This is a genomic window from Winogradskyella sp. PC D3.3 (assembly GCF_054366245.1).
Genome location: NZ_CM135962.1, coordinates 967,688 through 993,519 on the forward strand (window position 1 = coordinate 967,688; position 25,832 = coordinate 993,519).

Consider the following 25,832-nt stretch of genomic DNA (forward strand, 5'->3'; position numbering starts at 1 on the left):
AAAAGTTGCATATTTGATGCCAAAGTCTAAGATAACATCATTATTGCCTTTTTAAGCGCCACAATAAATGCGTCAATTTCTTCTTTGGTGTTATAAAACATAAAAGAAGCTCTTATGGTACCTGGAATTTTATAAAAGTCCATAATAGGTTGTGCGCAATGATGACCTGTACGGACGGCGATGCCCATTTTGTCTAAAATGGTTCCAATATCATAAGGATGAATAGTGCCAACATTAAAAGATATTACAGAGGTTTTCTCCTTTGCTGTGCCGTAAATTTTTAAACCTTCAATTTTAAGTAACTGTTCTGTTCCGTAGTCTAAAAGTTCATTTTCGTATTTGGCAATATTTTCGAAGCCTATAGTATTCATGTAATCTAATGCAGCTCCAAAGGCTATGCCTCCACAGATGTTTGGTGTACCAGCTTCAAATTTGTGTGGTAAACCTGCATAAGTTGTTTTTTCAAATGATACTTCTGCAATCATTTCGCCTCCTCCTTGGTATGGTGGTAGTTTATTTAGCCATTCTTCTTTACCATAAAGCATTCCTACACCGGTTGGTCCACACATTTTGTGGGCAGAACACACGTAGAAATCAACATCTAACGCTTGAACGTCTGGTTTTAAATGCGGGCAAGATTGTGCACCATCGACTAAAACGGCTGCACCTACAGCATGAGCTTTTTCTATAATATATTCAATAGGATTTATAGTTCCTAAAGCATTTGAAATATGGTTTACAAAAACCAATTTCGTGTGTTCGTTTAAAAGCGCATCATAGTCTGAAAGGATTAATTCTCCATTTTCATTCATAGGAATGACTTTTAAACTGGCTCCTGAGCGTTCACAAAGCATTTGCCATGGCACAATATTACTATGGTGCTCTAAAGCGGAAACAATAATTTCATCTCCTTTGTTTAAGAGTGAAGAAAATCCGTTAGCAACTAAATTAATACTATGCGTTGTGCCAGCAGTATAAATGATTTCGTAACTGTGTTTAGCATTAAAATGTTTCTGAATCTTAATACGTGCTTGCTCATAAGCATTCGTTGCTTCTTGGCTTAAACTATGCACGCCTCTATGAATATTAGCATTGTAATTACTATAGTAATCTACAATAACATCAATCACCTGTTGCGGTGTTTGTGAGGTTGCAGCATTATCGAAATATATGAGTGGTTTCCCGTTTACTTCGCGTTGAAGTATTGGAAAGTCTTTTCTTATTTTTTGTACGTCTAACATGGGCTTAATTCCTAGTTACAAAGATACAACGCATTGGTCTTAAAGAAAAACTTATAAGTATTCATTAAAATATTTAATACACATTTTATTAGGATACATTTATATAAAATGTATATTTGTAATATGTATAGCAAAGAATTAACAAAAGGAACATTGCAACCTATCATTTTAAAGCTTATAAATGAAAAGGGTAGAATGTATGGTTACGAGATTACACAAGAAGTGAAAACGATGACTTCAGGGAAGATAGATATTTCAGAAGGGGCATTATATCCCATTTTACATAAGCTTGAAGCAAAAAAGGTTTTAGAAACTGAAAAGGTTTTTATTGGTAAGCGTGTTCGGAAATATTATAAAGTCACTAAAGAAGGGAAGAAAATGGTAGAGACTGTTACTGAAGAAATCAATGATTTTATTGAGACCTTAAATTTAATTTTTAATCCAAAACCGATATAATCATGGAATTATCAGAAAAGCATATCGCCTTTATTGAAAACAATTTAGCCTTATATGGTGTTAAAAATAAAGATTTAAGAGAGGATTTACTAGACCATATCTGTACATATATAGAGCATCAAAATTCTAGTGATTTTAATGCATTATATCAACAAGCGTTGCAGAAATTTGGTGGGTATTCTAGTTTTCAGAATTTACAATTAGAAACCAATTATCAAAAGTTTGCGAAGCAAATCATGACATTCAATAAGTTGAAATTCTCTGCAGGCTTTATGGTTATTTTATTGTTGGTGGTTAGTTTGGTTTTTCAAATGATGCAATGGCCTTATGCAAATGCTTGGTTACTTGGTGCTATTGTCATTGCAGTGTTAGTAATACTACCAGTTCATTTTTACGCGAGCTATAAAAAATCTATTCACAAATTTTCTTAAATCATTTTATTATGAAGAAATCATTTTACATCCTCGGATTTATTACTTTTTTTATTCTCGGTATTGGTGCTATGTTCGAGTTTTTAACTTGGCCATACAGAGGAATCATTGTCTTTATTGGCTTTCTATTTCTTAATTTCGGACTTATTCCAACCTATTTCTATCAAAAATATAAGCAATGTTCAATTTAAGAAGCACGTGCTTATTGATTGGTGTGTTTGTCTTTTTAAGTTCAAAAGCACAAACAAATGCAAATCTAAAAATTGATGAATTGTTGGCAGCATATGTTTCTAATGATGCGCCAGGATTGAGTGTAAAGGTGATTCATCAAGGGCAATCTATCTATTCTAAAGGTTTTGGACTTTCTAGTTTAGATTATAACATTAAGAATTCTGATTCTACTGTTTTTAATTTGGCATCCATCGCCAAACAATTTACAGCTTCGGCTATTTGGGCTTTGGCAAATGATGGTAAAATCAGTTTAGAGGATGATATTAGAATGTATTTGCCAGAATTTCCAGAGTACGAAGACACCATTAAAATAAAACATTTACTGAACCACACGAGTGGTATTCGTAATTATCACACTTTAATGTACTTGGCAGGTTTTGATTATGATACTCAATATTACGATAATAATACGGTTTTAGATTTAGCTATTAAACAGAAAAATTTAAACCATTTAGTTGGCGAAAAAGTGAGCTATTCTAATACCAATTATAACTTATTGACTATTATTATTGAGCGTATTTCAGGGCAAAACCTGAATGAGTATTTGAAACAGAAAATTTTGAATCCTTTAAAAATGAACTCAACTTTTGTAAGAGTTGAACATGGAAAACCCATTAGTAATAAAGCGGTTGGTTATCAAAAACATCGAGATGGTTACAGGTTTTATACAAATGACCAATTGAGTTATGGTGCAGGAAGCATGGGATCTTCAGTAGATGATATGGCTATTTGGATGCAAATGCTGAATGAGCAGATTTTAGAATTTAAATCTTTAGCGGAATTTTTAAAAACGACTGAAACTCTAATTTCAGGAAAGAATGCGAAATACGCACGAGGATTAATGTTAGATAATTATAAGGGTTATGAAACTGTAAATCACAGCGGATTTGGTTTTGGTGGACGTTCACAATTAATTGCAGTTCCAGAAAAGCAAATAGGCATTATAGTTCTAACTAATTCACAAGGGATAGATGCTCCAAGGATAGCGTATCAAATTTTAGATATTCTTTTGTCTAATACTGAAAAGACTATAGAAGAAAACGATGATCGTGTCTCATTTAAAAAACAAGATTTTAATAAGGTTATTGGTGAATATAAAGAGATTAATAGTGATATGACTATGAAAATATTTGTAGAAAATGACACTTTAAAATCTAAAGGTTCTATGGGAAGAACATCTGTTGCTTTAGTGCAATTTGAAAAAAACAAGTTTCATAGAAAGCAAAGTGAACATGTAAAGTATGATTTTACAGGATCACCTAATCATGATATGGTCATTTCATTTGGTGGTACACCGTTTTACTTTAAACGTGCTAAATTGATTGATGCGGATGTAGTCGTTGTTAATGAGTTTGGGGGTTTTTTCTATTCTGAAGAATTAGATGTTAGGTATCATTTTTATACAGAAGAAAACATGCTTAAATTGACTTATAAGAGCAAAGATGCTATCAATTTGCAGCCTGTTCAGTTAAACCAATTCGGAAACAACGACAGAACACTGTATCATTTCTTGAAAGATAAAAATAATTCAGTTACCGGAATGCTATTGTCTTGTGATGGTGTGGTGAAAGAAGTTATTTTTAAAAAAGAAAAGGATCGCTAAATAGCAATCCTTTTTTGTATTATAATATTTGGTAAAACTTATAGGTCAAACCCAATATTTACACCCAATTTATTTGCAATAATTTTAGTAATTCTATTTTTAATCTCTGGAATTTTCACAGAATCTAAAACGTTATTACTAAAGGCAAACATTAATAAAGCACGTGCTTCTTTTTCTGGAATTCCTCTAGAACGTAAATAAAACATTGCACTTTCATCTAGCTGACCAATAGTACAACCATGAGAACATTTTACGTCATCTGCAAATATTTCAAGTTGAGGTTTGGTATTTATGCTGGCTTTATCGCTAATTAAAATGTTGTTATTCGCTTGAAAAGCATTGGTTTTTTGTGCCAATTTATCTACAACAACCTTACCGTTAAAAACACCAGTAGCACTATCATCAAAGATACCTTTGTAATCTTGGTGGCTTTCACAATTTGGTTCAATATGATGTACTAATGTATTGTGATCTACATGTTGTTTGTTACCAATGATAGTAATACCTTTCATAGTAGAATCAATGCGCTCACCATTTTGGTAAAAGTTAAGATTGTTTCTAATTAATTTTCCTCCAAAAGAAAAGGTATGTACTTTGGCTAAACTCTCTTGTTTTTGATTAACAAAAGTGTTGTCTATTAAAGAGGCGTTTTCTTTGTCGTTTTGAATCTTGTAATAATCTACAATAGCACGTTTGTTTGTGAAAATCTCCGTAACAGAATTTGTTAAAACAGGGTTGTCTGTTAAACTCTGGTGACGTTCTATGATTTGAACATGTGCATTTTCGTTTACTACAATTAAATTACGTGGTTGTAACATTACAGCTGCTTCACTTCCTGTGGAAAAATGAATGATCTGAATAGGCTTATCAACGACTTTATTCTTCGGAATATTAATATACGCTCCTTCGTGAGAAAAGGCAGTATTTAAAGAAGATAAACCATCTTTTGCGGCTATTTTATTGAAATAATTATCAATAATAACTTTATATTTTGGTTTCGTTAAGGCTGCAGACATTAGGCAGACATCTAAACCATCGTGTGTAGTTTGTGATAAATGCGATGCGTATTTACCATCGATAAAGATGATTTTATAAGCATCAATTTCGTGAATAAAATATTTTTTTACATCATTAAATTCTAGCTCATTCTCATGTTTTGGAAATACGCTATAATCGTGCTTTAAAACCGAATTTAGGGATGTATACTTCCAATCTTCTAATCGTTTAGTAGGAAACCCTTCAGCTTCAAAAGTCTTTATGGCTTCAGTACGAATATCATGTATTGACGAGTGCACATCAACGGTGTCCTCAAAGGCCATAAATGACGATACTAATTTTTCTTTTAAACTCATGCTTCTTAGTTGCTAGTCGTTAGTGGTAAGTTGATAGTGTCTTATTGTAACCGAAGACTGACCACTGCTTACTAATTTATATTTATACGTTTGAGTAATCAGTTTAGTGTAAGTCGCTGTGCTAACTGAGGACTGATTACTGCTAAGTAACTACGCGTTAACCTCTTCTTTAATCCAATCGTAACCTTTAGCTTCTAGCTCGTGTGCTAATTCTTTTCCTCCAGATTTTACAATTTTACCATTGTATAAAACATGAACAAAGTCTGGTACAATATAGTCTAATAAACGTTGATAGTGTGTAATAACAATTACGGCGTTGTCCTTAGATTTTAATTTGTTAACGCCATTGGCAACTATACGAAGCGCATCGATATCTAGACCAGAATCTGTTTCATCTAAGATGGCTAATTTTGGTTCTAACATGGCCATCTGAAAAATCTCATTACGTTTCTTTTCTCCACCAGAAAACCCTTCATTTAGAGAACGTGATAAAAATTTACGGTCAATTTCTAAAAGTTCTGATTTTTCGCGAATCATTTTCAACATATCCTTAGCAGGCATGTCTTCTAAACCTTTAGCTTTACGTGTTTCGTTTATGGCGGTTCTCATAAAGTTGGTAACACTAACTCCAGGGATTTCTACAGGGTATTGAAACGATAAAAATACACCTTTGTGTGCGCGTTCTTCTGCCGATAATTCTTCAATATCTTCATCGTCTAGCATTATATTACCTTCGGTAACTTCATATTCTTCTTTACCTGCAATTACAGAAGCTAAAGTACTTTTTCCAGAACCATTTGGTCCCATTATAGCGTGTACTTCTCCTGGTTTTACTTCCAGATTGATGCCTTTTAATATACTTTTATCTTCTACACTTGCGTGTAAGTTATTGATCTTTAACATAGTCTTAGTTTGCTAATTTTATAACGTCTTCTTTATTTGGGTCTGGTGTTTCTACTTTTAAGATTTCTTTAATTTCTACTTTGTACTGCCAGCCTTCTTCGTCTTTATCTTTTTCAAATTTTCTAACCCTTACGGTTACAGGAACCATATCGGTTGCTTCTTTTTTAAATGCTTTTACTTGGTCGTCTAATAATTTCATGTTGTCATCAATAACCACACCGTAGATTTCTTTTGGTGTTTGCAAAACGGCAGCATCTGCGTAGTATACAAAGTCTCCCTTTAAGGTTATAAGTCCATCATTTTGATCATAAGATTTTACACGATTTTCCTCGAGGTTTACATCTTGTTTTGCTTCGTTTTTACAAGCCAACATTACTAAAGCTAAAATAATGATAAGGTTGATTTTTTTCATTTCGGAAATTTTATGCTCTAAACACTTCAATCATGTTCAGAGGGTGATGACATAGCGTTTTATATATTATCCAACAGAACCTTCTAAACTGATTTCTAATAATTTTTGAGCTTCCACAGCAAATTCCATTGGTAATTTGTTTAGTACTTCTTTACTAAAACCATTAACAATTAAGGCAATCGCCTTTTCGGTATCAATACCGCGTTGATTACAATAGAAAATTTGGTCTTCACCAATTTTACTTGTAGTGGCTTCGTGCTCAATCATGGCACTTTTATTTTTTGCTTCTATATAAGGGAAGGTATGTGCTCCACATTCATTTCCCATTAATAAACTGTCACATTGAGAAAAATTACGTGCATTATCTGCACGAGAATTGATTTGTACTAATCCTCGATAAGAATTCTGTGAATGACCAGCAGAAATTCCTTTTGAAATAATAGTTGATTTTGTGTTTTTGCCTAAGTGAATCATTTTTGTACCTGTATCGGCTTGCTGATAATTATTAGTTACAGCAATAGAATAAAATTCACCTACAGAGTTATCTCCTTTTAAGACACAACTTGGATATTTCCATGTAACAGCAGAACCTGTTTCTACTTGTGTCCAAGAGATTTTTGCGTTTTTCTCACAAAGCCCTCGTTTAGTTACAAAGTTAAAAACACCACCTTTTCCTTCAGCATTCCCTGGATACCAGTTCTGAACTGTAGAGTATTTTATTTCGGCATCATCCATTGCAATAAGCTCTACAACAGCAGCATGTAATTGATTTTCATCTCTACTTGGAGCTGTACAACCTTCTAGGTAAGACACATAACTACCTTCGTCTGCAATAACCAAGGTGCGTTCAAATTGTCCAGTTCCTGCTTGATTGATTCGGAAATAGGTTGATAATTCCATTGGACAACGTACGCCTTTTGGAATGTAACAGAAACTACCATCACTAAATACAGCCGAGTTTAATGCGGCATAAAAATTATCTTTTTGCGGTACAACGGTTCCTAGATACTTTCTTACTAATTCGGGATGCTCTTTTATGGCTTCAGAAATACTCATAAAAATAATTCCTTTTTCGCCTAAAGTTTTCTTAAATGTAGTTGCAACAGAAACTGAGTCGATAACAACATCCATAGCGACATTTGCTAATTTCTTTTGTTCATCAATAGAGATACCGAGTTTTGCAAAGGTTGCTAAAAGTTCAGGATCTACTTCATCTAAACTATCATATTTTGGTTTACTATTTGGAGCAGAGTAATAAGAAATAGCCTGAAAATCTGGTTTGTCGTAATGTACATTTGCCCAATCTGGCTCTGTCATTTCTTTCCAAACTTTAAAAGCTTCTAGTCTCCATTCTGTCATCCATTCTGGTTCTTCTTTTTTCTTAGAAATCGCTCTAACGATATCTTCATTTAGACCAATAGGAAATGTTTCAGATGCAATATCTGTATAAAAACCATATTCGTATTCTTTGGTTTTTAATTCTTCTCTTAGGTCATCCTCGGTATACTTTGACATAGATCGTCTTATCTGTTTATGTTATAATGAAAATGATTCTCCGCAACCGCAAGTGCGATTTGCATTTGGGTTGTTAAAAACGAAACCGGTTCCGTTTAAGCCTCCAGAATATTCTAGGGTAGTGCCAATGAGGTAAAGAAAGCTCTTTTTGTCTACAATGATTTTAATATCATTGTCTTCAAAGACTTTGTCGCCATCGCTTTGAGTTTTATCAAATTTTAAATCATAAGATAACCCGGAACAGCCACCACTTTTTACACCGACTCTAACATAGTCTGTACTTGGGTTGTAACCATCATCAGTCATAAGTTCTATGACCTTCTTTTTTGCGTGATCGGACACTTTAATCATATCGTTTAACTAGATTAGTTCTAAATAGAATGCAAATATACGATATAACAAAGGTTTTACCATAGGTACTAACATTATATTAGTATATGATTTAATAGGGTTTGGCTATTAAAGCTAAAGCCAGAAGAAATTGCTATTATATAGCTACTTTTGTTTTGTGTATACGTCTCGTAAGACGATATAATTCTTGTAAGGTGTCTGTGATTTGACTATTGGAAACCGTAATGTTTTCAAAATTTCCGTGACGGTCTGTAATAACTACAGTGTCGCAGTGCGAGCATGTCAGTTCTATAGTGTGATCGATGTTGGTTTTTGATCTTACGTAATTATGGCCAAATACAGCACATGGTAGGGTGGTGGTAGGGTTAGGTTTCATTATGTTATTAACTTAGGGTAGGACAATTTATAAAACCAAATTTAAAATAAGTCATAATACCTGAATTTTCGATGAAATACATAAAATTGATGTATTTCGTCGGATTTTTTTTAAAAATCTAATGTTTTGGTACAAAAAAGGGGAATTTCAAAGGGAGTGTAAAGACCGTTTTATAGGAGTGATTGAATTGATGTAGAGGGTATTGGGTTTTGCTATTTAAGTTATTATTTTTGCTATTGTTAAATCAAACTTTCGAATAGCAGCGTTTAGGGGCATATTATTTTGTCTTGCTTTTTTTAGTTGAGATAAAATTTAGGTCGAAATGAAATGCTTTGTAAAAATTGTTAAGAATACACTGCTATGTCATAAAAGCATAATATTTTTGCATTATGATTGAAGATAAAAACCCACAGCGTACTCCTTTGAGTGAATTAGGAGAATTTAAATTGATAGAGCACTTAACAGATCATTTTAAAGTGACTCAAAAATCAACGGTAAAAGGTATTGGTGATGATGCAGCAGTACTTAATTTTGGTAAAAAACAAGTCGTTGTATCTACAGATTTGTTGATAGAGGGAGTGCATTTTGATTTAAGCTATGCGCCGCTAAAACATTTAGGTTATAAAGCTGTAGTGGTTAACCTTTCTGATATCTATGCTATGAATGCTATAGCAACACAAGTAACAGTCTCCATTGCGGTTTCTAATCGTTTTCCTTTAGAAGCGCTTGAAGAATTGTATGCAGGTATTACAGCTGCGTCTAAATTTTATAATGTGGATGTCGTTGGTGGAGACACAACATCTTCGACTTCGGGTTTAATTATTTCTATAACAGCTATTGGAGAAGTTGAAAAAGGAAAAGAAGTTTTAAGATCTGGAGCAAAACCAAATGACCTATTGGTTGTTACGGGTGATGTTGGCGGTGCGTTTATGGGCTTACAAGTTTTAGAGCGTGAAAAAGAAGTGTTTAAGGTCAATCCTCATAATCAACCGGATTTATCGATGTACACGTATATTATAGAGCGTCAATTAAAACCTGAAGCGCGTAAGGATATCGTAGAATTATTGAAAGAATTAGACGTAAAGCCAACGAGCATGATAGATGTTAGTGATGGCATTTCTTCCGAAATCATACATTTATGCAAACAGAGTAAAGTGGGGGTAGATCTTTACGAAACTAAAATACCACTCGATCCTCAGGTGATTGCTACTTGTGAGGAGTTTAATTTAGATAGTACAACCATTGCTTTAAATGGTGGCGAAGATTATGAATTGTTAATGACAATTGCTCAAGAAGATTTCCCTAAAATTAAAGGCAATCCCAACTTAACCGTTATAGGATATATGACGGAAGAAGACAGAGGTATGCACTTAGTCACTAGAGCTGATGAAAAAATTGCAATTATAGCTAAAGGCTGGAACGCACTTAAAGATCAAGCATAAAAAGTTTTTGGCCTTTTTCTAGGCGCTTGTTGTGCACGCGATGCAAAACACTATTAATTTCTTTGAACTTTGGAGTTAGTGGAATAAATTTGCCATCGCCATCAATGGTCATTTCAGTTTTACAATTTTTACACTGATATTCTTTGACGTGATAAGTTACATTTCTGGACACTATGTAGTCGTGTCCAAATAATGAGCAATAAATGTTTTTCATTAACTAGTCTTCTTAGAGGTTTAATCATTCCTGAATAGGGATTTTAAATATATAAAAATTAGTTACTAAGAAGTTATTAACAATTAACAAATCGACGAACTGAGCGTTTTTCGCTTTAAACGCATCATTTTATTGTTGTAAATACGTTCTAAAGCGGAATTAATTTCTTGACGTTTAGCGGTTAGCTCTGTGAGTCTGCCATTACTGTTAGTGGTTAATTGTTTTTTACAGCATTTGCAAGTGTATTCTTTTACGTGGTTGGTTACTTTTTTGGTCACTTGATAATTATGGCCAAATAAATCACAGTAAATCTTGGTAGGAATCATAATAGCATTGTTTACAAATTATTTTTAATCTATACAGTAAACTTAGAAAATAAAATAAAATAAAACGTTTAAGTGGTTTATTTTTCGACAAAATGTAAAATATTGTAAGATAATTCTTTATTATTTTCAATATAACTCATATGGCCTTCTGAGAGCTCTATAAATTCAATATCGGTATTTTTAAGTTGTTCTTTAATTTGATTACCATCAATTAGCGTGTCCTTTTTACCGATAATAATTGATTTTTTGCATTTTAAGGTTTTGAAAGTAAGGAAGCGATTAGGTCTAAGTTTCATGCCTTCTTGTGCAGCAATGTAACCTTGTAATGGTGTTTTTAGGGCTAGTTGTAGTGCTTTTTCATATGCCGACTTATAAAGGTCTTTACTTTTTGGTGCAAATAAATTAGAAAAAGACATTCTCACAAGAACTTCAAAATTTTGTTGTGCCATTTTAGAGGCGCGTGTTCTAATAAGTTTTCGAGGGGTATCATCAGCGTCATAAGTTGAGTTCATTAAACACAAGCCATTAAAAAGTATAGGATGTTTTTCTGCTAAAGCTAAAGCTACATATCCTCCCATAGAATGACCAATAAAATGGGCGTTTTTAATTTTAAGATGTTCTAAAACAGCAAAAACGGCATCGGCCATTGCTTCCATGGTATGTACGTAGCCAAGGCAATCCGATTTGCCATGTCCTAATAAATCAATGCTAATGATTTGATTTGTTTTGGAAAATTCAGCAACTATATCGTGCCACATGGCAACACTCTCAAGAAAACCGTGAAGTAAAACTAGAGATTCTCCTTTGCCTTCAACCTCGTAGTGAATGTTGCTGTTTTTGTAGTTTAAAATCATGTTTGCAAAGATATACCTTGAAAACATTTCTGCATATTAATCATTCTAACATTTTAGTATCTTTGAATGCATTCAAACTAAATTAATAATCTATGGTTTTAAAACGTTTTTTTTCAATACTTCTATTGGGTTCTGTTTTCTTATTAAATGCTCAAATTGAAGAGCAACAACTCGATAAGCTCATCGAAGAAACCTTAACAACTTTTGATGTCCCTGGTATTTCTGTTGGCATTTTTAAAGATGGAAAAGTGGTATATTCTAAAGGTCATGGTGTGCGGTCGTTAACCAATAAAAAAGAGATGACTGACGAAACGTTAGTTGGGATCGCCTCAAATAGTAAAGGATTTACGTGTTTTGCTTTAGCGATGATGGTTGATGCAGGTAAATTGAATTGGGATGATAAGGTGCGTCAGCATATTCCAGAGTTTCAATTATATGATGCTTGGGTGACTCAAGAATTTACAGTGAGGGACTTAGTAACACATCGCAGTGGTTTGGGATTGGGAGCAGGAGATTTAATGTTTTTTCCGGAAGGCAGTGATTTTAACGTTAATGATGTTATTAAGAATATAAAATATTTAGAACCGGAAAGTTCATTTAGAAGTGAATTTGCATATAACAACAATATGTTTATTATCGCAGGTGAAGTTTTAAAACGTGTCAGTGGTTTATCTTGGGAAGATTTTATTGAAACCAAAATTATGAAGCCTGTTGGTATGACGAGTAGTAAGGCTTCTTATAATCGTGTGATAGATAAATCCAATATTATCGATGCGCATACTATGGCAGAAGGTAAGGTGATTCAAATTCCGCACGACTGGAGTGAAACGGCTAATCCTGCAGGTGGCATTGTGAGTAATGTTACAGATATGTTGACTTGGGCTCAATTTTTAATGAATGATGCGGTTACTGAAAATGGTGAGCGTCTATTAAGCGCTAAACAATTTCATGAACTTTGGCAATTACAAACTCCTTTAAATGTGTATCCTAATGATTCGTATAATTCTAATTTTAAAGGCTATGGATTAGGTTGGTTTGTTGCTGATGTTAAAGGTGGATATAAGCAAGTGTATCATACAGGTGGTTTGTTGGGTACGGTTACGCAATTTACTATGATTCCGGATTTGGATTTAGGAATTGTGGTCTTAACGAATCAAATGAATGGTTCTGCCTTTAATACTATTACAAATACCATTAAAGATGCTTATCTCGGTTATGAAAATCGAAATTGGTTAGAGAAGTATGGCAAATCAAATGCAGATTATATTAAATATAATGATAGTATAAAAGCAGCTGTTTATTCTAAAGTTGAAAAGGCAAAAAAGCTGAAATCACTACCAAAACCAGAACAAATTGTTGGGACCTATACAGACGATTGGTTTGGAGATGTATTGATTTCACACGATGTAAAAAAAGGTTATACTATAAAAAGTAAGCGTTCGTCTAGACTTTTTGGAGAATTATTACCATTTAATGCCACTACGTTTGTTGCAAAATGGAACGATAGAAGTTATGATGCAGATGTCTATGTAAAATTTACGTTTAATGAAAAAGGAGAAGCGGTTTCTGCAACGATGAGTTATATTGCTCCAATTACTGATTTTAGCTTTGATTTTGAAGATTTAGAACTTAAGAAGACCAAATAGGTGGATATAAAACGAAAAGAACTTTTAATTACCAGTTTTGCGTTGTTCTCATTATTTTTTGGAGCAGGTAATTTGTTGTTGCCTCCTTTATTAGGTTATAATTCTGGTGAAGATTGGGTTTGGGTGACAATTGGTTTTATGATAACCGCTGTAGTGATTCCAATACTTGGGATTTTTGCGCATGCGCGGCTTCAGGGAACATTATTCGATTTTGGAAAGAAAGTATCTCCAACCTTTAGTTTAATATACTGTATCTTAATCTATGTCATTGCTGTTGCAATTCCATCGCCAAGAACTGCTGCTGCAACACATGAAATTGCAGTTTTTCCTGCTTTTGGAACCAGTCCTTTGGTAACCAGTGCTATTTATTTTTCGCTTGTCTTGGTTTTTGTGCTTAATCGTTCAAAAATATTAAGTCTCATCGGAAAATTTTTAACACCATTTATTGTTATTATGCTTTTGGTAGTAATTAGTATTGGCTTATTTTCTTCTGAATTTAGCACAGGAATATCTCAATTTGAAACGCCTATTGCTACAGGAATTTTAGAAGGCTACCAAACGTTTGATGCTATCGGAGCAGTTGTTGTAGGAGCGGTAATTATTATTTCTTTGAATTTTAAAAATATGGCTGTTGAAGCGTATAGTTCTAAGCGGACTTTAATTCGGAAGTCTGGGTTTATTGCCGGTTTGGGCTTGTTTATTATTTATGCGGGATTAATTTCAGTTGGAGCCTATTTTGGAGCCGAAATTAGTATTAATGCCGAATTGAGTAGCGATATGCAACGCGCTAATCTTTTGCGAGATATTAGTATTAGGTCTCTCGGGGAATTTGGGAATACCGTTTTAAGTGTTTTAATTTCACTTGCGTGTTTTACAACAGCTATTGGTATTGTGGCTGGTACAGCAGATTATTTTAAAGGTTTACTAAATGATTCGCAAACGGTTTATAGTATTACCGCTATTGTTGCTAGTGTTCTTGGTGTGGTAGTTGGTCAACTAGACTTTAATTCTATCATTGTTGTAGCTATTCCTGTATTACTGTTTATTTATCCTATTACGATTGTGCTTATTTTACTTAATGTTTTACCTGAAAAAATGGCAACTCCTTTGGTTTTTCAAACGGTTGTTGCTGTTACATTTATATTTAGTATTCCAGATGTGATTGGTTTTATTAGTCCATCGGAACGCTTAAAATCAATAAGTAATTTTATTCCGTTTTCAGGTCAAAGTTTGGGATGGGTACTACCCGCTTTTGTAGCCTTTGTGATTTCGTCTTTTGTGCAACAAAAAATGAAAATTTGATAATGAAGTACATGGGGAGCAAAGCGCGTTTTGCTAAAGATTTATTACCAATAATTTTGAAAGATAGAAAAGAAAATCAAATCTATCTTGAGCCTTTTGCGGGAGGTATGAATATGATTGATAAGGTTGATGGTGTTAGAATAGCTAATGATCAACATCAAGAGTTAATGGCCATGTGGGAAGCTTTAATTAATGAAAATTGGGATCCTCCACAATTCGTTTCTGAGGAAGACTATAAGCATATAAAATACAATCAAGAGGAATATCCAAAACATGTAGTGGGTTATGTTGGCTTTAATTCTTTTGGAGGCAAGTGGTTTGCAGGTTATAGACGCGATAAAGAAGGTAAGCGTGATTATTGGGGCGAGCATTACCGTAATATTACTAAACAGCTACCTAAATTAAAAGGGCTTATTTTGTCTTGTAAATCATATACAGAATTAGAAATTCCGAAACAGAGTATTGTCTATTGCGATCCGCCCTACGCCTCTACAACGAAATATAGGGATGATTTTAATCATGATCAATTTTGGGAATGGTGTAGACAGCAAAGTAAAGCAGGACATCAAGTTTTTATTAGTGAATACAATGCGCCAGAAGATTTTGAATGTGTATGGGAAAAACCAGCAAAAACAACGTTTTCTTGGCATGCTGAAAATTTAGCGCCTAAAGTTGCTTTAGAGCGGCTGTTTGTTTTTAGAGTTTAAGCTCAAAAGAGTGGTTTATAGAATAGTAATTTTGATACTTTATTTTGATTCACATGTCTTTATTAAATTGTTTGAATAGTGTAATCACTTTTTTGGTATTTATAAAATAGACGCCTGTTAGTAAGACTACAGCTACAATTATAGATTGTAAGGATATGGATTCGTTTAAAAAATACCAACCTAAAATTAAGGCAACTATTGGATTTACATAGGTAGAAGTTGCTACTTTTTCAGGGGAAACTTTGCTAAGCAGATAATTAAAGGCCGTAAAAGCAACAATACTTCCAAAAATGATAAGCATTAACATAGAATTGATGACTTCAGTATTCCAACTAGGCAATGGGAGTCGCTCTTCTCCAATAGCAAAACTAGCGATTAATAATACGCTACCTCCAAATAGCATTTGGTAACCTGTATTGACAAAAAAGTTTGAAGGTAAGTCGGCTTTCGCAACAAAAATACTGCTATAGGCCCAGCTTAGCATACATAGAAAAAAAGGATAATAATACATATAGACCTTCTTTAGTCAATTTCATGCCTTTAGAATTAGAAATCAATATTAATTAAAAAAACCTGCAAGCTACATCATGAGCCTGCAAGTTTTTTTATTAGTTATGTTTTTGAAATTATGAATTCATTAGATCTTCAATCTCATCGGCTTCAATAGGGATATTGCGCATCAAATTAAAAGGTTCTCCGGTTTCTTGAATGACTACATCGTCTTCTAAACGAATACCAAAACCTTCATCTGGAATATAAATTCCTGGCTCAACAGTAAAGACCATATTAGCTTTCATCGGTTCTGTTAAAATTCCATAATCATGTGTGTCTAATCCCATGTGGTGGGAGGTACCGTGCATAAAATATTTTTTGTACGCTGGCCAATCTGGGTTTTCATTTTGCACATCAGCTTTATCTAAAAGACCTAAACCTAAAAGCTCAGAAGTCATAATTTTACCAACTTCAATATGGTATTGTTCCCATATGGTGCCTGGAACTAGCATTTTAGTTGCTTCATTTTTAACGCGATTTACCGCGTTATAAACGGCTTTTTGTCTATCGTTAAATTTACCAGATACAGGAATTGTACGCGTCATGTCACTAGAGTAATTTGCGTATTCTGCACCAGCATCAATTAATATTAAATCTCCAGCTTTACATTGTTGGTTGTTTTCAATATAGTGTAATACGTTAGCATTGTTTCCTGAGCCAATAATTGGGGTATATGAAAAGCCTTTAGAGCGGTTGTTTAGGAACTCGTGCATAAATTCAGCTTCCAAATTGTATTCCCAAACGCCAGGTTTTGTGAATTTTAAAACACGTCTAAAACCTTTTTCTGTAATATCGCAGGCTTGTTGAATTAAGTCTAGCTCAATTTGATCTTTTACAGAGCGTAAACGTTGTAAGATAGGATTGCTCTTAGCAACACTATGTGCGGGGTATTTGTCTTTTAACCATTTTGTAAAACGGTCTTCGCGTGTTTCGGTTTCTACATTTGCTCTGTAATGTTCGTTGGTATTGATATAGACCGTGTCGCATTGCGTCATAATCTCAAACATTATTTTCTCCATGTCTTGTAACCAATATACGGTTTTGATTCCAGAGGTTTCAAATGCTTTTTCTTTAGTTAGTTTTTCGCCTTCCCAAACAGCAATATGTTCGTTGGTTTCTTTTAAGAATAAAATTTCACGATGCTTTTCTTTAGGGCAATCTGGAAATAATACTAAAATACTTTCCTCTTGGTCTACACCACTTAGATAAAAAATGTCTCTATGTTGCGCAAAAGGCATAGTGCTATCTGCACTTATGGGGTAAATATCGTTAGAGTTAAAAACCGCTAAACTGCTAGGCTTCATTTGAGCCATAAAGTTTTTACGGTTTTTAATAAATAGTTGATTGTCGATTAAATCATATTTCATGAGAGTAAAATTTTAATTTTATCACACTAAGTGCAGTCGAAATGAATTCTATGTATACGTGTGAAGTGTTGTGATTTCAGTTCAATATCAAAAGTAGTGAAACTAAAACTGCAAGCAAAAGTCCGAGACTATAATCTGTTAAAATTTAAGAGACTTTTATGATGTTCTATGCTAAGAGTTTTAATTTCTACCTTACCTAAATCTATCCTTAATATATATGGTGAAATGTTTTGTCTGATATTGTTGTTGTATTTAATGCTTAGATGAAAAAACGAGGAGGTAAGTCTAGTTCTAAAGAAACAGTGGTTTAGAGCTTTATAGAATTGATTAGTATTTAGCCGTTATAAAACATAGCGATCAATCGAGGCTGGTGCTTAAGTTGTTGAATTGTAATTTCTAATTAAAACCATTCTAAATAATTTAATTATCATAAAGCACAGTTGGGAAAACGCTATTTGCAGTGTATATTTGTTGGACTAAATAAATCAAAATATACAATGAGCGGAATTCTAAATTCTTCGATTGGAAGAAAATTTGCCATGGCACTTTCGGCATTCTTCCTAATGATTTTCTTATTACAACATTTTGCAATTAACTTACTTTCTGTCTTTAGTCCAGATACTTTTAACGAAGTTTCTCACTATATGGGTACGTTTTGGGTAATTCAATATGTAATGCAACCTGTCCTTATTTTTGGTGTAATTTTCCATTTTATTATGGGATTTGTATTAGAGATCAAAAACAAAAAAGCAAATGGCGTTAAATACGCTAAAAACAATGGTGCTGCTAATTCTACTTGGATGAGTAGAAACATGATTTGGAGTGGTGCAGCTATCCTAGCATTTATCGCTTTACATTTTTATGATTTTTGGTTTCCAGAAATTAATACAAAATATATTGTAGGGGATATGACAGGGTTAATTGACCCTAATAGTGCTGATAGTGGCTATCGCTATTTTGAAGAGTTACAACATAAATTTGTAGATCTTTGGCGTGTGGCTTTATATTGTGTTGCTTTTGTTTTCTTAGCATTACATTTATTACACGGGTTTAGTTCTGCATTCCAATCAGTAGGAGCAAATAACAAATACACAAAAGGATTACAAGGGTTTGGAAAAGCTTACGCAATTATTATCCCATTAGGGTTTATTTTTATTGCATTATTTCATCACCTTAATCATTAAAACATATCTAATATGGCTTTAGATTCAAAAGTACCAGAAGGTCCAATTAAAGACAAGTGGACCGATTATAAAAATAAAATAGATTTAGTAAATCCTGCCAATAAACGACATATTGATGTTATTGTTGTTGGTACAGGGCTTGCTGGTGGTTCTGCTGCTGCAACGTTAGCAGAGCTAGGCTATAATGTAAAAGCATTTGCTTATCAAGATTCACCTCGTAGAGCACACTCAATTGCTGCACAAGGAGGTATTAATGCCGCTAAAAATTACCAAGGTGATGGTGATTCCACTTATAGATTGTTTTACGATACTGTAAAAGGTGGTGATTATCGTTCGCGTGAAGCTAACGTTTATCGTTTAGCTGAGGTGTCTGCAAATATTATTGATCAGTGTGTGGCTCAAGGTGTACCTTTTGCACGTGATTATGGTGGGTTATTAGATAACCGTTCATTTGGTGGTGTTTTAGTTTCTAGAACATTCTATGCTAAAGGGCAAACAGGTCAGCAATTATTATTAGGAGCCTATTCAGCAATGAATAGACAAATTGCTCGTGGTAAAATAGAAATGTTTAACCGTCACGAAATGCTAGATGTTGTTATTGTAGACGGAAAAGCAAGAGGTATTATTGCTCGTAATTTAATTACTGGCGAAATTGAAAGACATTCAGCGCATGCGGTTGTTATTGGTTCGGGTGGATACGGAAATGTATATTTCTTATCAACAAATGCTATGGGATCTAACGCAACAGCGGCATGGAAAATACATAAAAAAGGAGCGTACTTCGCAAATCCTTGTTATACACAAATACATCCAACCTGTATTCCACGTTCTGGAGATTACCAATCGAAACTGACCTTAATGTCAGAGTCATTACGTAATGATGGTCGTATTTGGGTACCTAAAAAGATGGAAGATGTATTGGCAATTAGAGAGGGTCGTAAAAAACCTACGGATTTGTCTGAAGATGAACGCGATTATTACTTAGAAAGACGTTATCCGGCATTTGGTAACTTGGTTCCGCGTGATGTGGCATCGAGAGCAGCAAAAGAACGTTGTGACGCTGGTTTTGGTGTAAATGCTACGGGTGAAGCGGTCTATTTAGATTTTTCATCAGCTTTTGAACGCTACGGGAAAGAGCAAGCTAAGATTCATAATATAGAAAATCCAAGCCCTGCAAAAATTAAAGAACTTGGTCAAGCTATTGTAGAAGCTAAATACGGTAACCTTTTTCAAATGTATGAGAAAATTATAGATCAGAATCCGTACGAAACACCAATGATGATTTATCCTGCGGTACATTATACCATGGGGGGTATTTGGGTAGATTATAACTTAATGACGACTATACCTGGTTGTTATTGTATTGGAGAGGCTAACTTCTCAGACCATGGTGCTAATAGACTTGGTGCATCGGCATTAATGCAAGGTTTAGCAGATGGTTATTTTGTGTTACCTTATACCATTGGTGATTATTTATCAGATGATATTCGTACAGGAAAAATTCCAACAGATACGAAAGAATTTGAAGAAGCTGAGAAAGAAGTTACTGATAGAATTAACTTTTTTGTTAATAATAAGGGAACAAAATCTGTAGATTATTTCCATAAGAAATTGGGAAAAGTAATGTGGGATAAGGCAGGGATGTCTAGAAACGCACAAGGTTTAACTGAGGCTATGGCAGAAATTAAAGCTATAAGAGAAGAGTTTTGGAAAGACGTTTCAGTACCAGGAACAGCGAACGAAATGAATCCTGAGCTTGAAAAAGCGGGTCGTGTAGCCGATTTCTTAGAGTTAGGAGAATTGTTTGCTAAAGATGCTTTAATGAGAGCTGAATCTTGTGGAGGGCACTTTAGAGAAGAATCTGCTGAATTGGATGGTCCACAAAAAGGTGAAGCTAAACGTAATGATAAAGATTTTGCGTTTGTTGCGGCTTGGGAATATAAAGGAGAGCCTTCTGATGCCGTTTTACATAAAGAAGAATTAGTATTTAAAGATATTGAACTAAAACAACGTTCATACAAATAAGAAAGACGATATGAATTTAACACTTAAAATTTGGAGACAAAAAGACTCAAAAGCTAAGGGTCAGATGGTCGATTATAAAGTCACTGATATTTCAGAACATATGTCTTTCTTAGAAATGATGGATGTTTTGAATGAACAATTGGTCAATTCTGGTGAAGAACCTGTTGCATTTGATCATGATTGCCGTGAAGGAATTTGTGGTATGTGTTCTATGTATATTAATGGTGAAGCACATGGACCAGATAGAGGCGTAACAACATGTCAATTACATATGCGTATGTTTAATGATGGTGACACGATTACTATTGAGCCATTTAGAGCAGCAGCTTTTCCTGTAATTAAAGATTTAGTTGTAGATAGAATGGCTTTTGAGCGTATTCAACAAGCTGGTGGTTACATTTCTGTAAACACTTCTGGTAATACCCAAGATGCGAATTCAATTCCTATTTCTAAACATGCCGCAGATGAGGCTATGGATGCGGCAACTTGTATTGGTTGTGGTGCATGTGTTGCTACATGTAAAAACTCTTCTGCAATGTTGTTTGTTGGTGCTAAAGTATCACAATATGCATTATTGCCTCAAGGACAAATAGAAGCAGCAGATCGTGTTCAAAACATGGTGGCGCAAATGGATTTAGAAGGTTTTGGTAACTGTACAAATACTGGTGCTTGTGAAGTTGAGTGCCCTAAAGGTATTTCCTTAGAAAATATTGCACGTATGAATCGTGAGTATTTATCAGCAAACCTAAAAGGTTAAAATTACGCCGTACTTTCTTAAAAGAAAGACGTTAAATGATATATAAATCCCAAGCTTAATTATGCTTGGGATTTTTACTTTTCTTATATTTCGATTCTAATTTAGCATTATGCAAAACCCAAATACATTTTATAAAGAACAATTAGAAATTAATCAAATTGAATCTAAGCGTATTTTTAAACAACTGAGTCTGTATAGTGTATTAAGACTTTTAATTTTTGTACTCACAGGTATTGGTGTTTATTTGACCTATGATAATTGGAGACTAGCTGCAGGAATTGGTGTCGTTGGTACGGCAAGCTTTCTTTTTTTACTCTCAAAGTATACAGATTTAAAGTCGAAAAGAAACCTTCACAAACGTTTAATTGCTATAAACGAAGAGGAACTAAAAATAGCTCAAGGTGATTTTTATGAACGCCCAGATGGATTAGAATTTCAAAGTCCAAAACATTTTTTTAGTTTAGATATCGATTTATTTGGAAAAGGATCGTTCTTCCAGTTTATAAATAGAACAGCAATTAAAGAAGGGACAGTAAAGCTTACAGAAAACTTGTTGTCTAATGATATTACTCATATTGAAGAACGACAAGAAGCCATAAAAGAATTAGCAGGATTGCCCAATTGGCGCCAGAATTACTTGGCAGTTGCTCAAGGTGTTGAGCTAGAGCATTCAGCGGCATCCATTATTACTTGGTTAAAAGATTATGAACCCTTTTTGGGAAAAGCACAGTACATTTTGACTATTGTATTTGCTTTAACATCTTTGGTGCTTATAGGATTAGGTAGTGCTGAGATTATACCTATTGCTATCGCGGGTTATTGGTTGTTATTAGGTCTAGCTATTACAGCCCGTTATTTAAAACATATAAATAATTTAGCTCAGCATACCGAACGTGCAAAAGATACCTTTAGGCAGTATGCTTTGTTGTTAGAAGCTATTGAAACTGCAGAGTTTAATTCTGAATTATTAAAGTCTAAACAACAATTAATTAAGGCCGATGGTCAGAAAGCTTCTCAGATTTTTTCAAAGTTTTCAAAGGCTCTTGATGCCTTAGACAATAGAAATAACCTGATCTCATTAGTTTTAGGTAACGGTTATTTACTTTTAGATATTAGGAATAGTTATAATGTAGAAAAATGGATAAGCGCCTATGCAGGAAAAGTTGAAGATTGGTTTGAAGTAGTCACCTTTTTTGATGCCTTTAATAGCTTTGGTAATTATGCGTTTAATCATCAGAGTTTTACGTATCCAATTTTAACTGAGGAACCTATTACTATTTTAGCCGAAGGATTGGGGCATCCATTATTAAATGCTGAAAAAAGAGTAGATAGTGACTTAAAGCTTGAAGAGGAACAATTCTTTATTGTTACAGGGGCAAACATGGCTGGTAAGAGTACCTTTTTAAGAACGGTTGCGCTTCATATTGTTATGGCTAATGTTGGATTGCCTATTTGTGCTAAACAGAGCAAATACAAGCCTATTAAGTTAATAACAAGCATGCGAACTACGGATTCGTTAACGGATGATAGTTCGTACTTCTTTAGTGAGCTTACAAGATTAAAATTTGTAGTTGATACGATTGAAAATGATAAAAACTATTTTGTGATTTTAGATGAGATTCTAAAAGGCACTAATAGTACCGATAAAGCGATTGGCTCTCGTAAATTTGTTGAGAAATTGGTAAAACAAAATGCGACAGGAATTATAGCAACCCACGATTTGAGTTTAACTGAAATAGAAACCGAATTAGAGGCGATAAAAAACTATTATTTTGACGCAGAAATCATTAATGACGAACTCTTTTTTGATTATAAATTAAAACAAGGGGTTTGTCAAAATATGAACGCAAGTTTTCTGTTGAAGAAGATGGAGATTGTATAAGGTGATGCTATATTATTCAGAATGCAGCGAAGCATCTCTAACTTAAGCTCGTTTTAGAACAACAAATACGAACTAAAAACCCTCTCTATTATTAATAGAAAGGGTTTTTTTATTGGATAAGAAATATATTTCTTAAGCCTCAAAAGGCTCTATAGAAACGTAAGACTTGTTGTCTTTTTTCTTAGTAAATTTTACTAAACCATCAACTTTAGCATGTAAAGTATGATCTTTTCCTTGGTATACGTTTTCACCTGGGTGATGTGTGTTACCACGTTGTCTTATGATAATGTTTCCAGCAATAGCAGCTTGTCCACCAAAAATCTTAACGCCTAAACGTTTTGATTCTGATTCTCTACCATTCTTCGAACTACCAACTCCTTTTTTATGAGCCATGATCTTAAGGTTTTATTTTGTTAATATTAATGGATGTGAAAATTATTTTTCAATACCACCGTCTAATCTGTCTTGTAATTCTTTTAATTCGTCCCACTTACCATCTGCAGCTAATTTAGCTTGTTTTGGCCAAGTATCAGTAACGATATGAGCTAATCTAGAACTTGCTTCAGAAAGTACAGCACTTAATGCTTCAGGTTTAGCCTTAGCAACTTTTTCAAAAGTTTCATAACCAGCAGCAACTAATGCTTCTGCAGCTTTTGGTCCAGCACCTTCAATTTTTTTCAAATCGTCTGCTTTACCAGTTGCTTTTTTAGGAGCAGCTTTTGCTTCTACTTTTTTAGCTTCTTTCTTTGGGGCTGCTTTTTTAGCTCCAGAAGTAGTAATACTTTCAATTACGATTTCGGTTAAAGATTGTCTGTGTCCGTTTTTTACACGGTAACCTTTACGTCTTTTCTTTTTGAAGACTATTACTTTGTCACCTTTAAGGTGTCTTAAGACTTTTGCACCTACTTGTGCTCCATCTATAGCTGGGGCGCCTAAAGTAATATTGTCACCATCACCAATCAAAAGAACGTTGTCGAAATCTACTTTCTTACCTTCTTCTGTTGCTAAACGGTTAACAAAAACTCTTTGGTCTTTTTCAACTTTGAATTGATGCCCTGCTATCTCTACAATTGCGTACATAGCGTAACGTTTTTTATTAATTTGTTTATTAAAAAATGAGCTTTCTTCTCAGAAAGCGGATGCAAATATACTCCTAATTTCTTAATGTACAAACGTTTTAAGGCTTTTCGAGTCGTTTTCTCTGTAATACTAAAGAGAAAAAATTATTTTACACAACTTAAGGTTGAAGTATAAGAGAGTTTTAATACGTTATTAGGTTAAAAAGAGAAATCATTGTTTATTTTTGTTGAACTACTTGTAACAATTTGCATTTAGAATAGACAAACACGTAAACAATTTAAATTTTAAAGAAAACTACAATGAAAAACTATTTACTAGCTTTGGCTTCTTTGTTGTTTATTAGCCATCAGGCAATAGCACAAAAAGTTGAATTTGAGGAATTTGATTTAGACAACGGATTGCATGTCATTATGCATCAAGATAATACCGCACCGGTTGTTATAACTTCTGTAATGTATGATGTTGGTGCAAAAGATGATGATAGAACACGTACAGGGTTTGCTCACTTTTTTGAACATTTATTATTTGAAGGTTCTGAAAACATAGGTCGTGGTGAATTCATGAAAATTATTCCTGCAAATGGAGGTACATTTAATGCTAACACCTCTCAAGATAGAACCTACTACTACGAAATTTTTCCTTCTAATAAATTAGAATTAGGATTATGGCTAGAGTCTGAGCGTATGCTGCACCCTGTTATTGATCAGGTTGGTGTAGATACTCAGAATGAAGTTGTAAAGGAGGAGAAGCGTCAAAGTTTCGATAACCAACCTTATGGTGGACTTATTGCAGCAATAGGAGCGAATTTATTTGAAGTTCATCCTTATAAAGATAAACTTATTGGTGAAATGGAGCACTTAGATGCAGCAACCTTAGAAGAGTTTAATGCATTTTTTAAGAAAAATTATGCACCAAATAATGCGGTTTTAGTAGTTGCAGGTGATATTGATTATGCTAAGACGAAAGCTTTAGTTAAAGATTATTTTAGTGAGGTGAAAAAAGGAACAAAAGTAGTGCGTAACTTCCCAAAGGAAACTCCTATTACCGAAACGAAAAAAGCAACCGTATACGATAAGAACATTCAAATACCGGCAATTGTTGCGGCATATAGATTACCTGGTCAAGCTACAAGAGATGCTTATATATTAGATATGATTTCTACATACTTAAGTGGAGGTAAGAGTTCTGTTTTACAAAAAAAATTAATGGATGAGCAGAAGCAGGCTTTAGCTGTACAAGCTGTAAATATTCCTCAGGTAGATCACAACATCTTTGCATTATTTGCTTTACCATTAGGCGATGTGAGTTTAGATACCTTATTAGAGGAAATGGATGAGGAAATTCTTAAAATGCAAAATGAATTAATTAGTGAGCGTGATTACGAAAAACTTTTAAATCAATTTGAAAATCAATTTGTAAGCTCTAATTCTAGTATTGCTGGTATTGCAAGTTCTTTAGCAACATATTATTTGTTATATGGAGATGTCAATATCATTAATAATCAGTTAGAAACTTATAGATCTATTACAAGAGAAGACATTCAGGCAGCGGCTAAAAAATATTTAAGTCCAAATCAACGCGTAGAAATTGAATATCTACCAAAAAAAGACGAACAATAATATG

The 25,832-nt window shown here is 33.8% G+C and carries 25 protein-coding genes and 1 pseudogene; 13 read left to right on the forward strand and 13 right to left on the reverse strand.

All coding sequences use genetic code 11. From position 1 onward, the window contains the following. Nucleotides 1-26: 26 nt before the first annotated feature. Entirely contained in the window at nt 27-1,241 is a 1,215-nt protein-coding gene (locus tag ACXGSQ_RS04180) for an aminotransferase class V-fold PLP-dependent enzyme (protein WP_458628377.1), read from the reverse strand. A 123-nt stretch (nt 1,242-1,364) separates the two neighbouring features. Here ACXGSQ_RS04180 and ACXGSQ_RS04185 point away from each other — a divergent pair, with 123 nt between their 5' ends. The 4 genes from ACXGSQ_RS04185 to ACXGSQ_RS04200 are packed head-to-tail and all read left to right on the forward strand — an operon-like array spanning nt 1,365 to nt 3,962. Continuing rightward, nucleotides 1,365-1,697 (forward strand): PadR family transcriptional regulator, encoded by a 333-nt coding sequence (locus ACXGSQ_RS04185; RefSeq protein WP_115817209.1) that lies wholly within the window; start codon nt 1,365-1,367, stop codon nt 1,695-1,697. A gap of 2 nt (nt 1,698-1,699) precedes the next feature. Continuing rightward, nucleotides 1,700-2,128, forward strand: coding sequence for a hypothetical protein (locus ACXGSQ_RS04190; protein ID WP_458628378.1), 429 nt, complete (start codon nt 1,700-1,702; stop codon nt 2,126-2,128). A gap of 11 nt (nt 2,129-2,139) precedes the next feature. After that, a complete protein-coding gene (locus tag ACXGSQ_RS04195; RefSeq protein ID WP_092466156.1) occupies nt 2,140-2,319 on the forward strand; it encodes a hypothetical protein in 180 nt (59 codons plus the stop codon). After that, complete coding sequence (locus ACXGSQ_RS04200) at nt 2,307-3,962, forward strand: serine hydrolase domain-containing protein (protein WP_458628379.1); 1,656 nt, start codon at nt 2,307-2,309, stop codon at nt 3,960-3,962. Before ACXGSQ_RS04195 ends, ACXGSQ_RS04200 begins: the two co-directional genes overlap by 13 nt. Nucleotides 3,963-4,000: 38 nt before the next feature. Here ACXGSQ_RS04200 and sufD read toward each other — a convergent pair whose 3' ends face one another. From sufD to ACXGSQ_RS04230, 6 genes are all read right to left on the reverse strand, one after another. After that, nucleotides 4,001-5,314, reverse strand: a complete 1,314-nt coding sequence (gene sufD, locus ACXGSQ_RS04205; RefSeq protein WP_458628380.1) for a Fe-S cluster assembly protein SufD — start codon at nt 5,312-5,314, stop codon at nt 4,001-4,003. Nucleotides 5,315-5,464: 150 nt separating this feature from the next. Then, on the reverse strand, nt 5,465-6,217 hold the full coding sequence (gene sufC / locus ACXGSQ_RS04210) for a Fe-S cluster assembly ATPase SufC (protein ID WP_458628381.1): 753 nt from the start codon (nt 6,215-6,217) through the stop codon (nt 5,465-5,467). Between the two features lie 4 nt (nt 6,218-6,221). After that, nucleotides 6,222-6,629 carry a hypothetical protein gene (locus ACXGSQ_RS04215; RefSeq protein WP_458628382.1) on the reverse strand — a complete coding sequence of 136 codons (408 nt, stop codon included), beginning with the start codon at nt 6,627-6,629 and terminating at the stop codon, nt 6,222-6,224. Nucleotides 6,630-6,695: 66 nt separating this feature from the next. Continuing rightward, nucleotides 6,696-8,144: a Fe-S cluster assembly protein SufB gene (gene sufB / locus ACXGSQ_RS04220; protein ID WP_458628383.1), complete on the reverse strand. Its 1,449-nt coding sequence runs from the start codon at nt 8,142-8,144 to the stop codon at nt 6,696-6,698. Nucleotides 8,145-8,165: 21 nt separating this feature from the next. Beyond that, nucleotides 8,166-8,495 carry a HesB/IscA family protein gene (locus tag ACXGSQ_RS04225; protein ID WP_458628384.1) on the reverse strand — a complete coding sequence of 110 codons (330 nt, stop codon included), beginning with the start codon at nt 8,493-8,495 and terminating at the stop codon, nt 8,166-8,168. A gap of 136 nt (nt 8,496-8,631) precedes the next feature. After that, nucleotides 8,632-8,871, reverse strand: a complete 240-nt coding sequence (locus tag ACXGSQ_RS04230; RefSeq protein ID WP_458628385.1) for a hypothetical protein — start codon at nt 8,869-8,871, stop codon at nt 8,632-8,634. A 389-nt stretch (nt 8,872-9,260) separates the two neighbouring features. On the opposite strand from ACXGSQ_RS04230, the gene thiL reads away from it, so the two are divergent. Beyond that, complete coding sequence (thiL, locus tag ACXGSQ_RS04235; protein WP_458628386.1) at nt 9,261-10,313, forward strand: thiamine-phosphate kinase; 1,053 nt, start codon at nt 9,261-9,263, stop codon at nt 10,311-10,313. Nucleotides 10,314-10,610: 297 nt separating this feature from the next. Here the strand turns inward: thiL and ACXGSQ_RS04240 are convergent, their stop codons facing one another. Beyond that, nucleotides 10,611-10,853, reverse strand: coding sequence for a hypothetical protein (locus ACXGSQ_RS04240; RefSeq protein WP_458628387.1), 243 nt, complete (start codon nt 10,851-10,853; stop codon nt 10,611-10,613). 77 nt (nt 10,854-10,930) lie between these two features. Then, complete coding sequence (locus tag ACXGSQ_RS04245; RefSeq protein ID WP_458628388.1) at nt 10,931-11,707, reverse strand: alpha/beta fold hydrolase; 777 nt, start codon at nt 11,705-11,707, stop codon at nt 10,931-10,933. Nucleotides 11,708-11,799: 92 nt separating this feature from the next. Here ACXGSQ_RS04245 and ACXGSQ_RS04250 point away from each other — a divergent pair, with 92 nt between their 5' ends. Genes ACXGSQ_RS04250 through ACXGSQ_RS04260 form a run of 3 tightly spaced genes read left to right on the forward strand, consistent with a single transcriptional unit; the run spans nt 11,800 to nt 15,362 of the window. After that, on the forward strand, nt 11,800-13,353 hold the full coding sequence (locus ACXGSQ_RS04250) for a serine hydrolase (RefSeq protein WP_458628389.1): 1,554 nt from the start codon (nt 11,800-11,802) through the stop codon (nt 13,351-13,353). After that, entirely contained in the window at nt 13,354-14,655 is a 1,302-nt protein-coding gene (gene brnQ, locus ACXGSQ_RS04255) for a branched-chain amino acid transport system II carrier protein (protein ID WP_458628390.1), read from the forward strand. It begins immediately after the preceding gene. A gap of 2 nt (nt 14,656-14,657) precedes the next feature. Beyond that, the gene (locus ACXGSQ_RS04260; RefSeq protein ID WP_458628391.1) at nt 14,658-15,362 is read left to right on the forward strand and encodes a DNA adenine methylase; all 705 of its coding nucleotides are present in this window, start codon (nt 14,658-14,660) and stop codon (nt 15,360-15,362) included. Nucleotides 15,363-15,411: 49 nt separating this feature from the next. On the opposite strand, the pseudogene ACXGSQ_RS04265 reads toward ACXGSQ_RS04260, so the two are convergent. Next, nucleotides 15,412-15,855, reverse strand: a pseudogene (locus ACXGSQ_RS04265) (EamA family transporter); the annotation flags it as partial. A gap of 133 nt (nt 15,856-15,988) precedes the next feature. Next, nucleotides 15,989-17,281 carry an aminopeptidase P family protein gene (locus tag ACXGSQ_RS04270; protein ID WP_458628392.1) on the reverse strand — a complete coding sequence of 431 codons (1,293 nt, stop codon included), beginning with the start codon at nt 17,279-17,281 and terminating at the stop codon, nt 15,989-15,991. A gap of 497 nt (nt 17,282-17,778) precedes the next feature. On the opposite strand from ACXGSQ_RS04270, the gene ACXGSQ_RS04275 reads away from it, so the two are divergent. From ACXGSQ_RS04275 to ACXGSQ_RS04290, 4 genes are all read left to right on the forward strand, one after another. Continuing rightward, nucleotides 17,779-18,465: a succinate dehydrogenase cytochrome b subunit gene (locus tag ACXGSQ_RS04275; RefSeq protein WP_458628393.1), complete on the forward strand. Its 687-nt coding sequence runs from the start codon at nt 17,779-17,781 to the stop codon at nt 18,463-18,465. Between the two features lie 12 nt (nt 18,466-18,477). Continuing rightward, nucleotides 18,478-20,490, forward strand: a complete 2,013-nt coding sequence (locus ACXGSQ_RS04280; protein WP_458628394.1) for a fumarate reductase/succinate dehydrogenase flavoprotein subunit — start codon at nt 18,478-18,480, stop codon at nt 20,488-20,490. A gap of 10 nt (nt 20,491-20,500) precedes the next feature. Further along, the gene (locus ACXGSQ_RS04285; RefSeq protein WP_458628395.1) at nt 20,501-21,247 is read left to right on the forward strand and encodes a succinate dehydrogenase/fumarate reductase iron-sulfur subunit; all 747 of its coding nucleotides are present in this window, start codon (nt 20,501-20,503) and stop codon (nt 21,245-21,247) included. Between the two features lie 109 nt (nt 21,248-21,356). Next, nucleotides 21,357-23,129: a MutS-related protein gene (locus ACXGSQ_RS04290; protein WP_458628396.1), complete on the forward strand. Its 1,773-nt coding sequence runs from the start codon at nt 21,357-21,359 to the stop codon at nt 23,127-23,129. Between the two features lie 132 nt (nt 23,130-23,261). Here the strand turns inward: ACXGSQ_RS04290 and rpmA are convergent, their stop codons facing one another. Together rpmA and rplU are read right to left on the reverse strand one after the other, a co-directional pair. Then, nucleotides 23,262-23,522: a 50S ribosomal protein L27 gene (gene rpmA, locus ACXGSQ_RS04295; protein WP_013869859.1), complete on the reverse strand. Its 261-nt coding sequence runs from the start codon at nt 23,520-23,522 to the stop codon at nt 23,262-23,264. 42 nt (nt 23,523-23,564) lie between these two features. Continuing rightward, nucleotides 23,565-24,209, reverse strand: coding sequence for a 50S ribosomal protein L21 (gene rplU / locus ACXGSQ_RS04300; RefSeq protein WP_458628397.1), 645 nt, complete (start codon nt 24,207-24,209; stop codon nt 23,565-23,567). Nucleotides 24,210-24,508: 299 nt separating this feature from the next. Between rplU and ACXGSQ_RS04305 the strand changes: the two genes are divergently transcribed. Continuing rightward, nucleotides 24,509-25,828 carry a M16 family metallopeptidase gene (locus ACXGSQ_RS04305; RefSeq protein ID WP_458628398.1) on the forward strand — a complete coding sequence of 440 codons (1,320 nt, stop codon included), beginning with the start codon at nt 24,509-24,511 and terminating at the stop codon, nt 25,826-25,828. The last annotated feature ends 4 nt before the right edge of the window (nt 25,829-25,832 follow it).

Bases quoted from the DNA above. Each gene is read 5' to 3' on its own strand.
- ACXGSQ_RS04180 (WP_458628377.1), bottom strand. From the start codon at position 1,241: ATGTTAGACGTACAAAAAATAAGAAAAGACTTTCCAATACTTCAACGC.
- ACXGSQ_RS04185 (WP_115817209.1), top strand. From the start codon at position 1,365: ATGTATAGCAAAGAATTAACAAAAGGAACATTGCAACCTATCATTTTA.
- ACXGSQ_RS04190 (WP_458628378.1), top strand. From the start codon at position 1,700: ATGGAATTATCAGAAAAGCATATCGCCTTTATTGAAAACAATTTAGCC.
- ACXGSQ_RS04195 (WP_092466156.1), top strand. From the start codon at position 2,140: ATGAAGAAATCATTTTACATCCTCGGATTTATTACTTTTTTTATTCTC.
- ACXGSQ_RS04200 (WP_458628379.1), top strand. From the start codon at position 2,307: ATGTTCAATTTAAGAAGCACGTGCTTATTGATTGGTGTGTTTGTCTTT.
- sufD (WP_458628380.1), bottom strand. From the start codon at position 5,314: ATGAGTTTAAAAGAAAAATTAGTATCGTCATTTATGGCCTTTGAGGAC.
- sufC (WP_458628381.1), bottom strand. From the start codon at position 6,217: ATGTTAAAGATCAATAACTTACACGCAAGTGTAGAAGATAAAAGTATA.
- ACXGSQ_RS04215 (WP_458628382.1), bottom strand. From the start codon at position 6,629: ATGAAAAAAATCAACCTTATCATTATTTTAGCTTTAGTAATGTTGGCT.
- sufB (WP_458628383.1), bottom strand. From the start codon at position 8,144: ATGTCAAAGTATACCGAGGATGACCTAAGAGAAGAATTAAAAACCAAA.
- ACXGSQ_RS04225 (WP_458628384.1), bottom strand. From the start codon at position 8,495: ATGATTAAAGTGTCCGATCACGCAAAAAAGAAGGTCATAGAACTTATG.
- ACXGSQ_RS04230 (WP_458628385.1), bottom strand. From the start codon at position 8,871: ATGAAACCTAACCCTACCACCACCCTACCATGTGCTGTATTTGGCCAT.
- thiL (WP_458628386.1), top strand. From the start codon at position 9,261: ATGATTGAAGATAAAAACCCACAGCGTACTCCTTTGAGTGAATTAGGA.
- ACXGSQ_RS04240 (WP_458628387.1), bottom strand. From the start codon at position 10,853: ATGATTCCTACCAAGATTTACTGTGATTTATTTGGCCATAATTATCAA.
- ACXGSQ_RS04245 (WP_458628388.1), bottom strand. From the start codon at position 11,707: ATGATTTTAAACTACAAAAACAGCAACATTCACTACGAGGTTGAAGGC.
- ACXGSQ_RS04250 (WP_458628389.1), top strand. From the start codon at position 11,800: ATGGTTTTAAAACGTTTTTTTTCAATACTTCTATTGGGTTCTGTTTTC.
- ACXGSQ_RS04260 (WP_458628391.1), top strand. From the start codon at position 14,658: ATGAAGTACATGGGGAGCAAAGCGCGTTTTGCTAAAGATTTATTACCA.
- ACXGSQ_RS04270 (WP_458628392.1), bottom strand. From the start codon at position 17,281: ATGAAATATGATTTAATCGACAATCAACTATTTATTAAAAACCGTAAA.
- ACXGSQ_RS04275 (WP_458628393.1), top strand. From the start codon at position 17,779: ATGAGCGGAATTCTAAATTCTTCGATTGGAAGAAAATTTGCCATGGCA.
- ACXGSQ_RS04280 (WP_458628394.1), top strand. From the start codon at position 18,478: ATGGCTTTAGATTCAAAAGTACCAGAAGGTCCAATTAAAGACAAGTGG.
- ACXGSQ_RS04285 (WP_458628395.1), top strand. From the start codon at position 20,501: ATGAATTTAACACTTAAAATTTGGAGACAAAAAGACTCAAAAGCTAAG.
- ACXGSQ_RS04290 (WP_458628396.1), top strand. From the start codon at position 21,357: ATGCAAAACCCAAATACATTTTATAAAGAACAATTAGAAATTAATCAA.
- rpmA (WP_013869859.1), bottom strand. From the start codon at position 23,522: ATGGCTCATAAAAAAGGAGTTGGTAGTTCGAAGAATGGTAGAGAATCA.
- rplU (WP_458628397.1), bottom strand. From the start codon at position 24,209: ATGTACGCAATTGTAGAGATAGCAGGGCATCAATTCAAAGTTGAAAAA.
- ACXGSQ_RS04305 (WP_458628398.1), top strand. From the start codon at position 24,509: ATGAAAAACTATTTACTAGCTTTGGCTTCTTTGTTGTTTATTAGCCAT.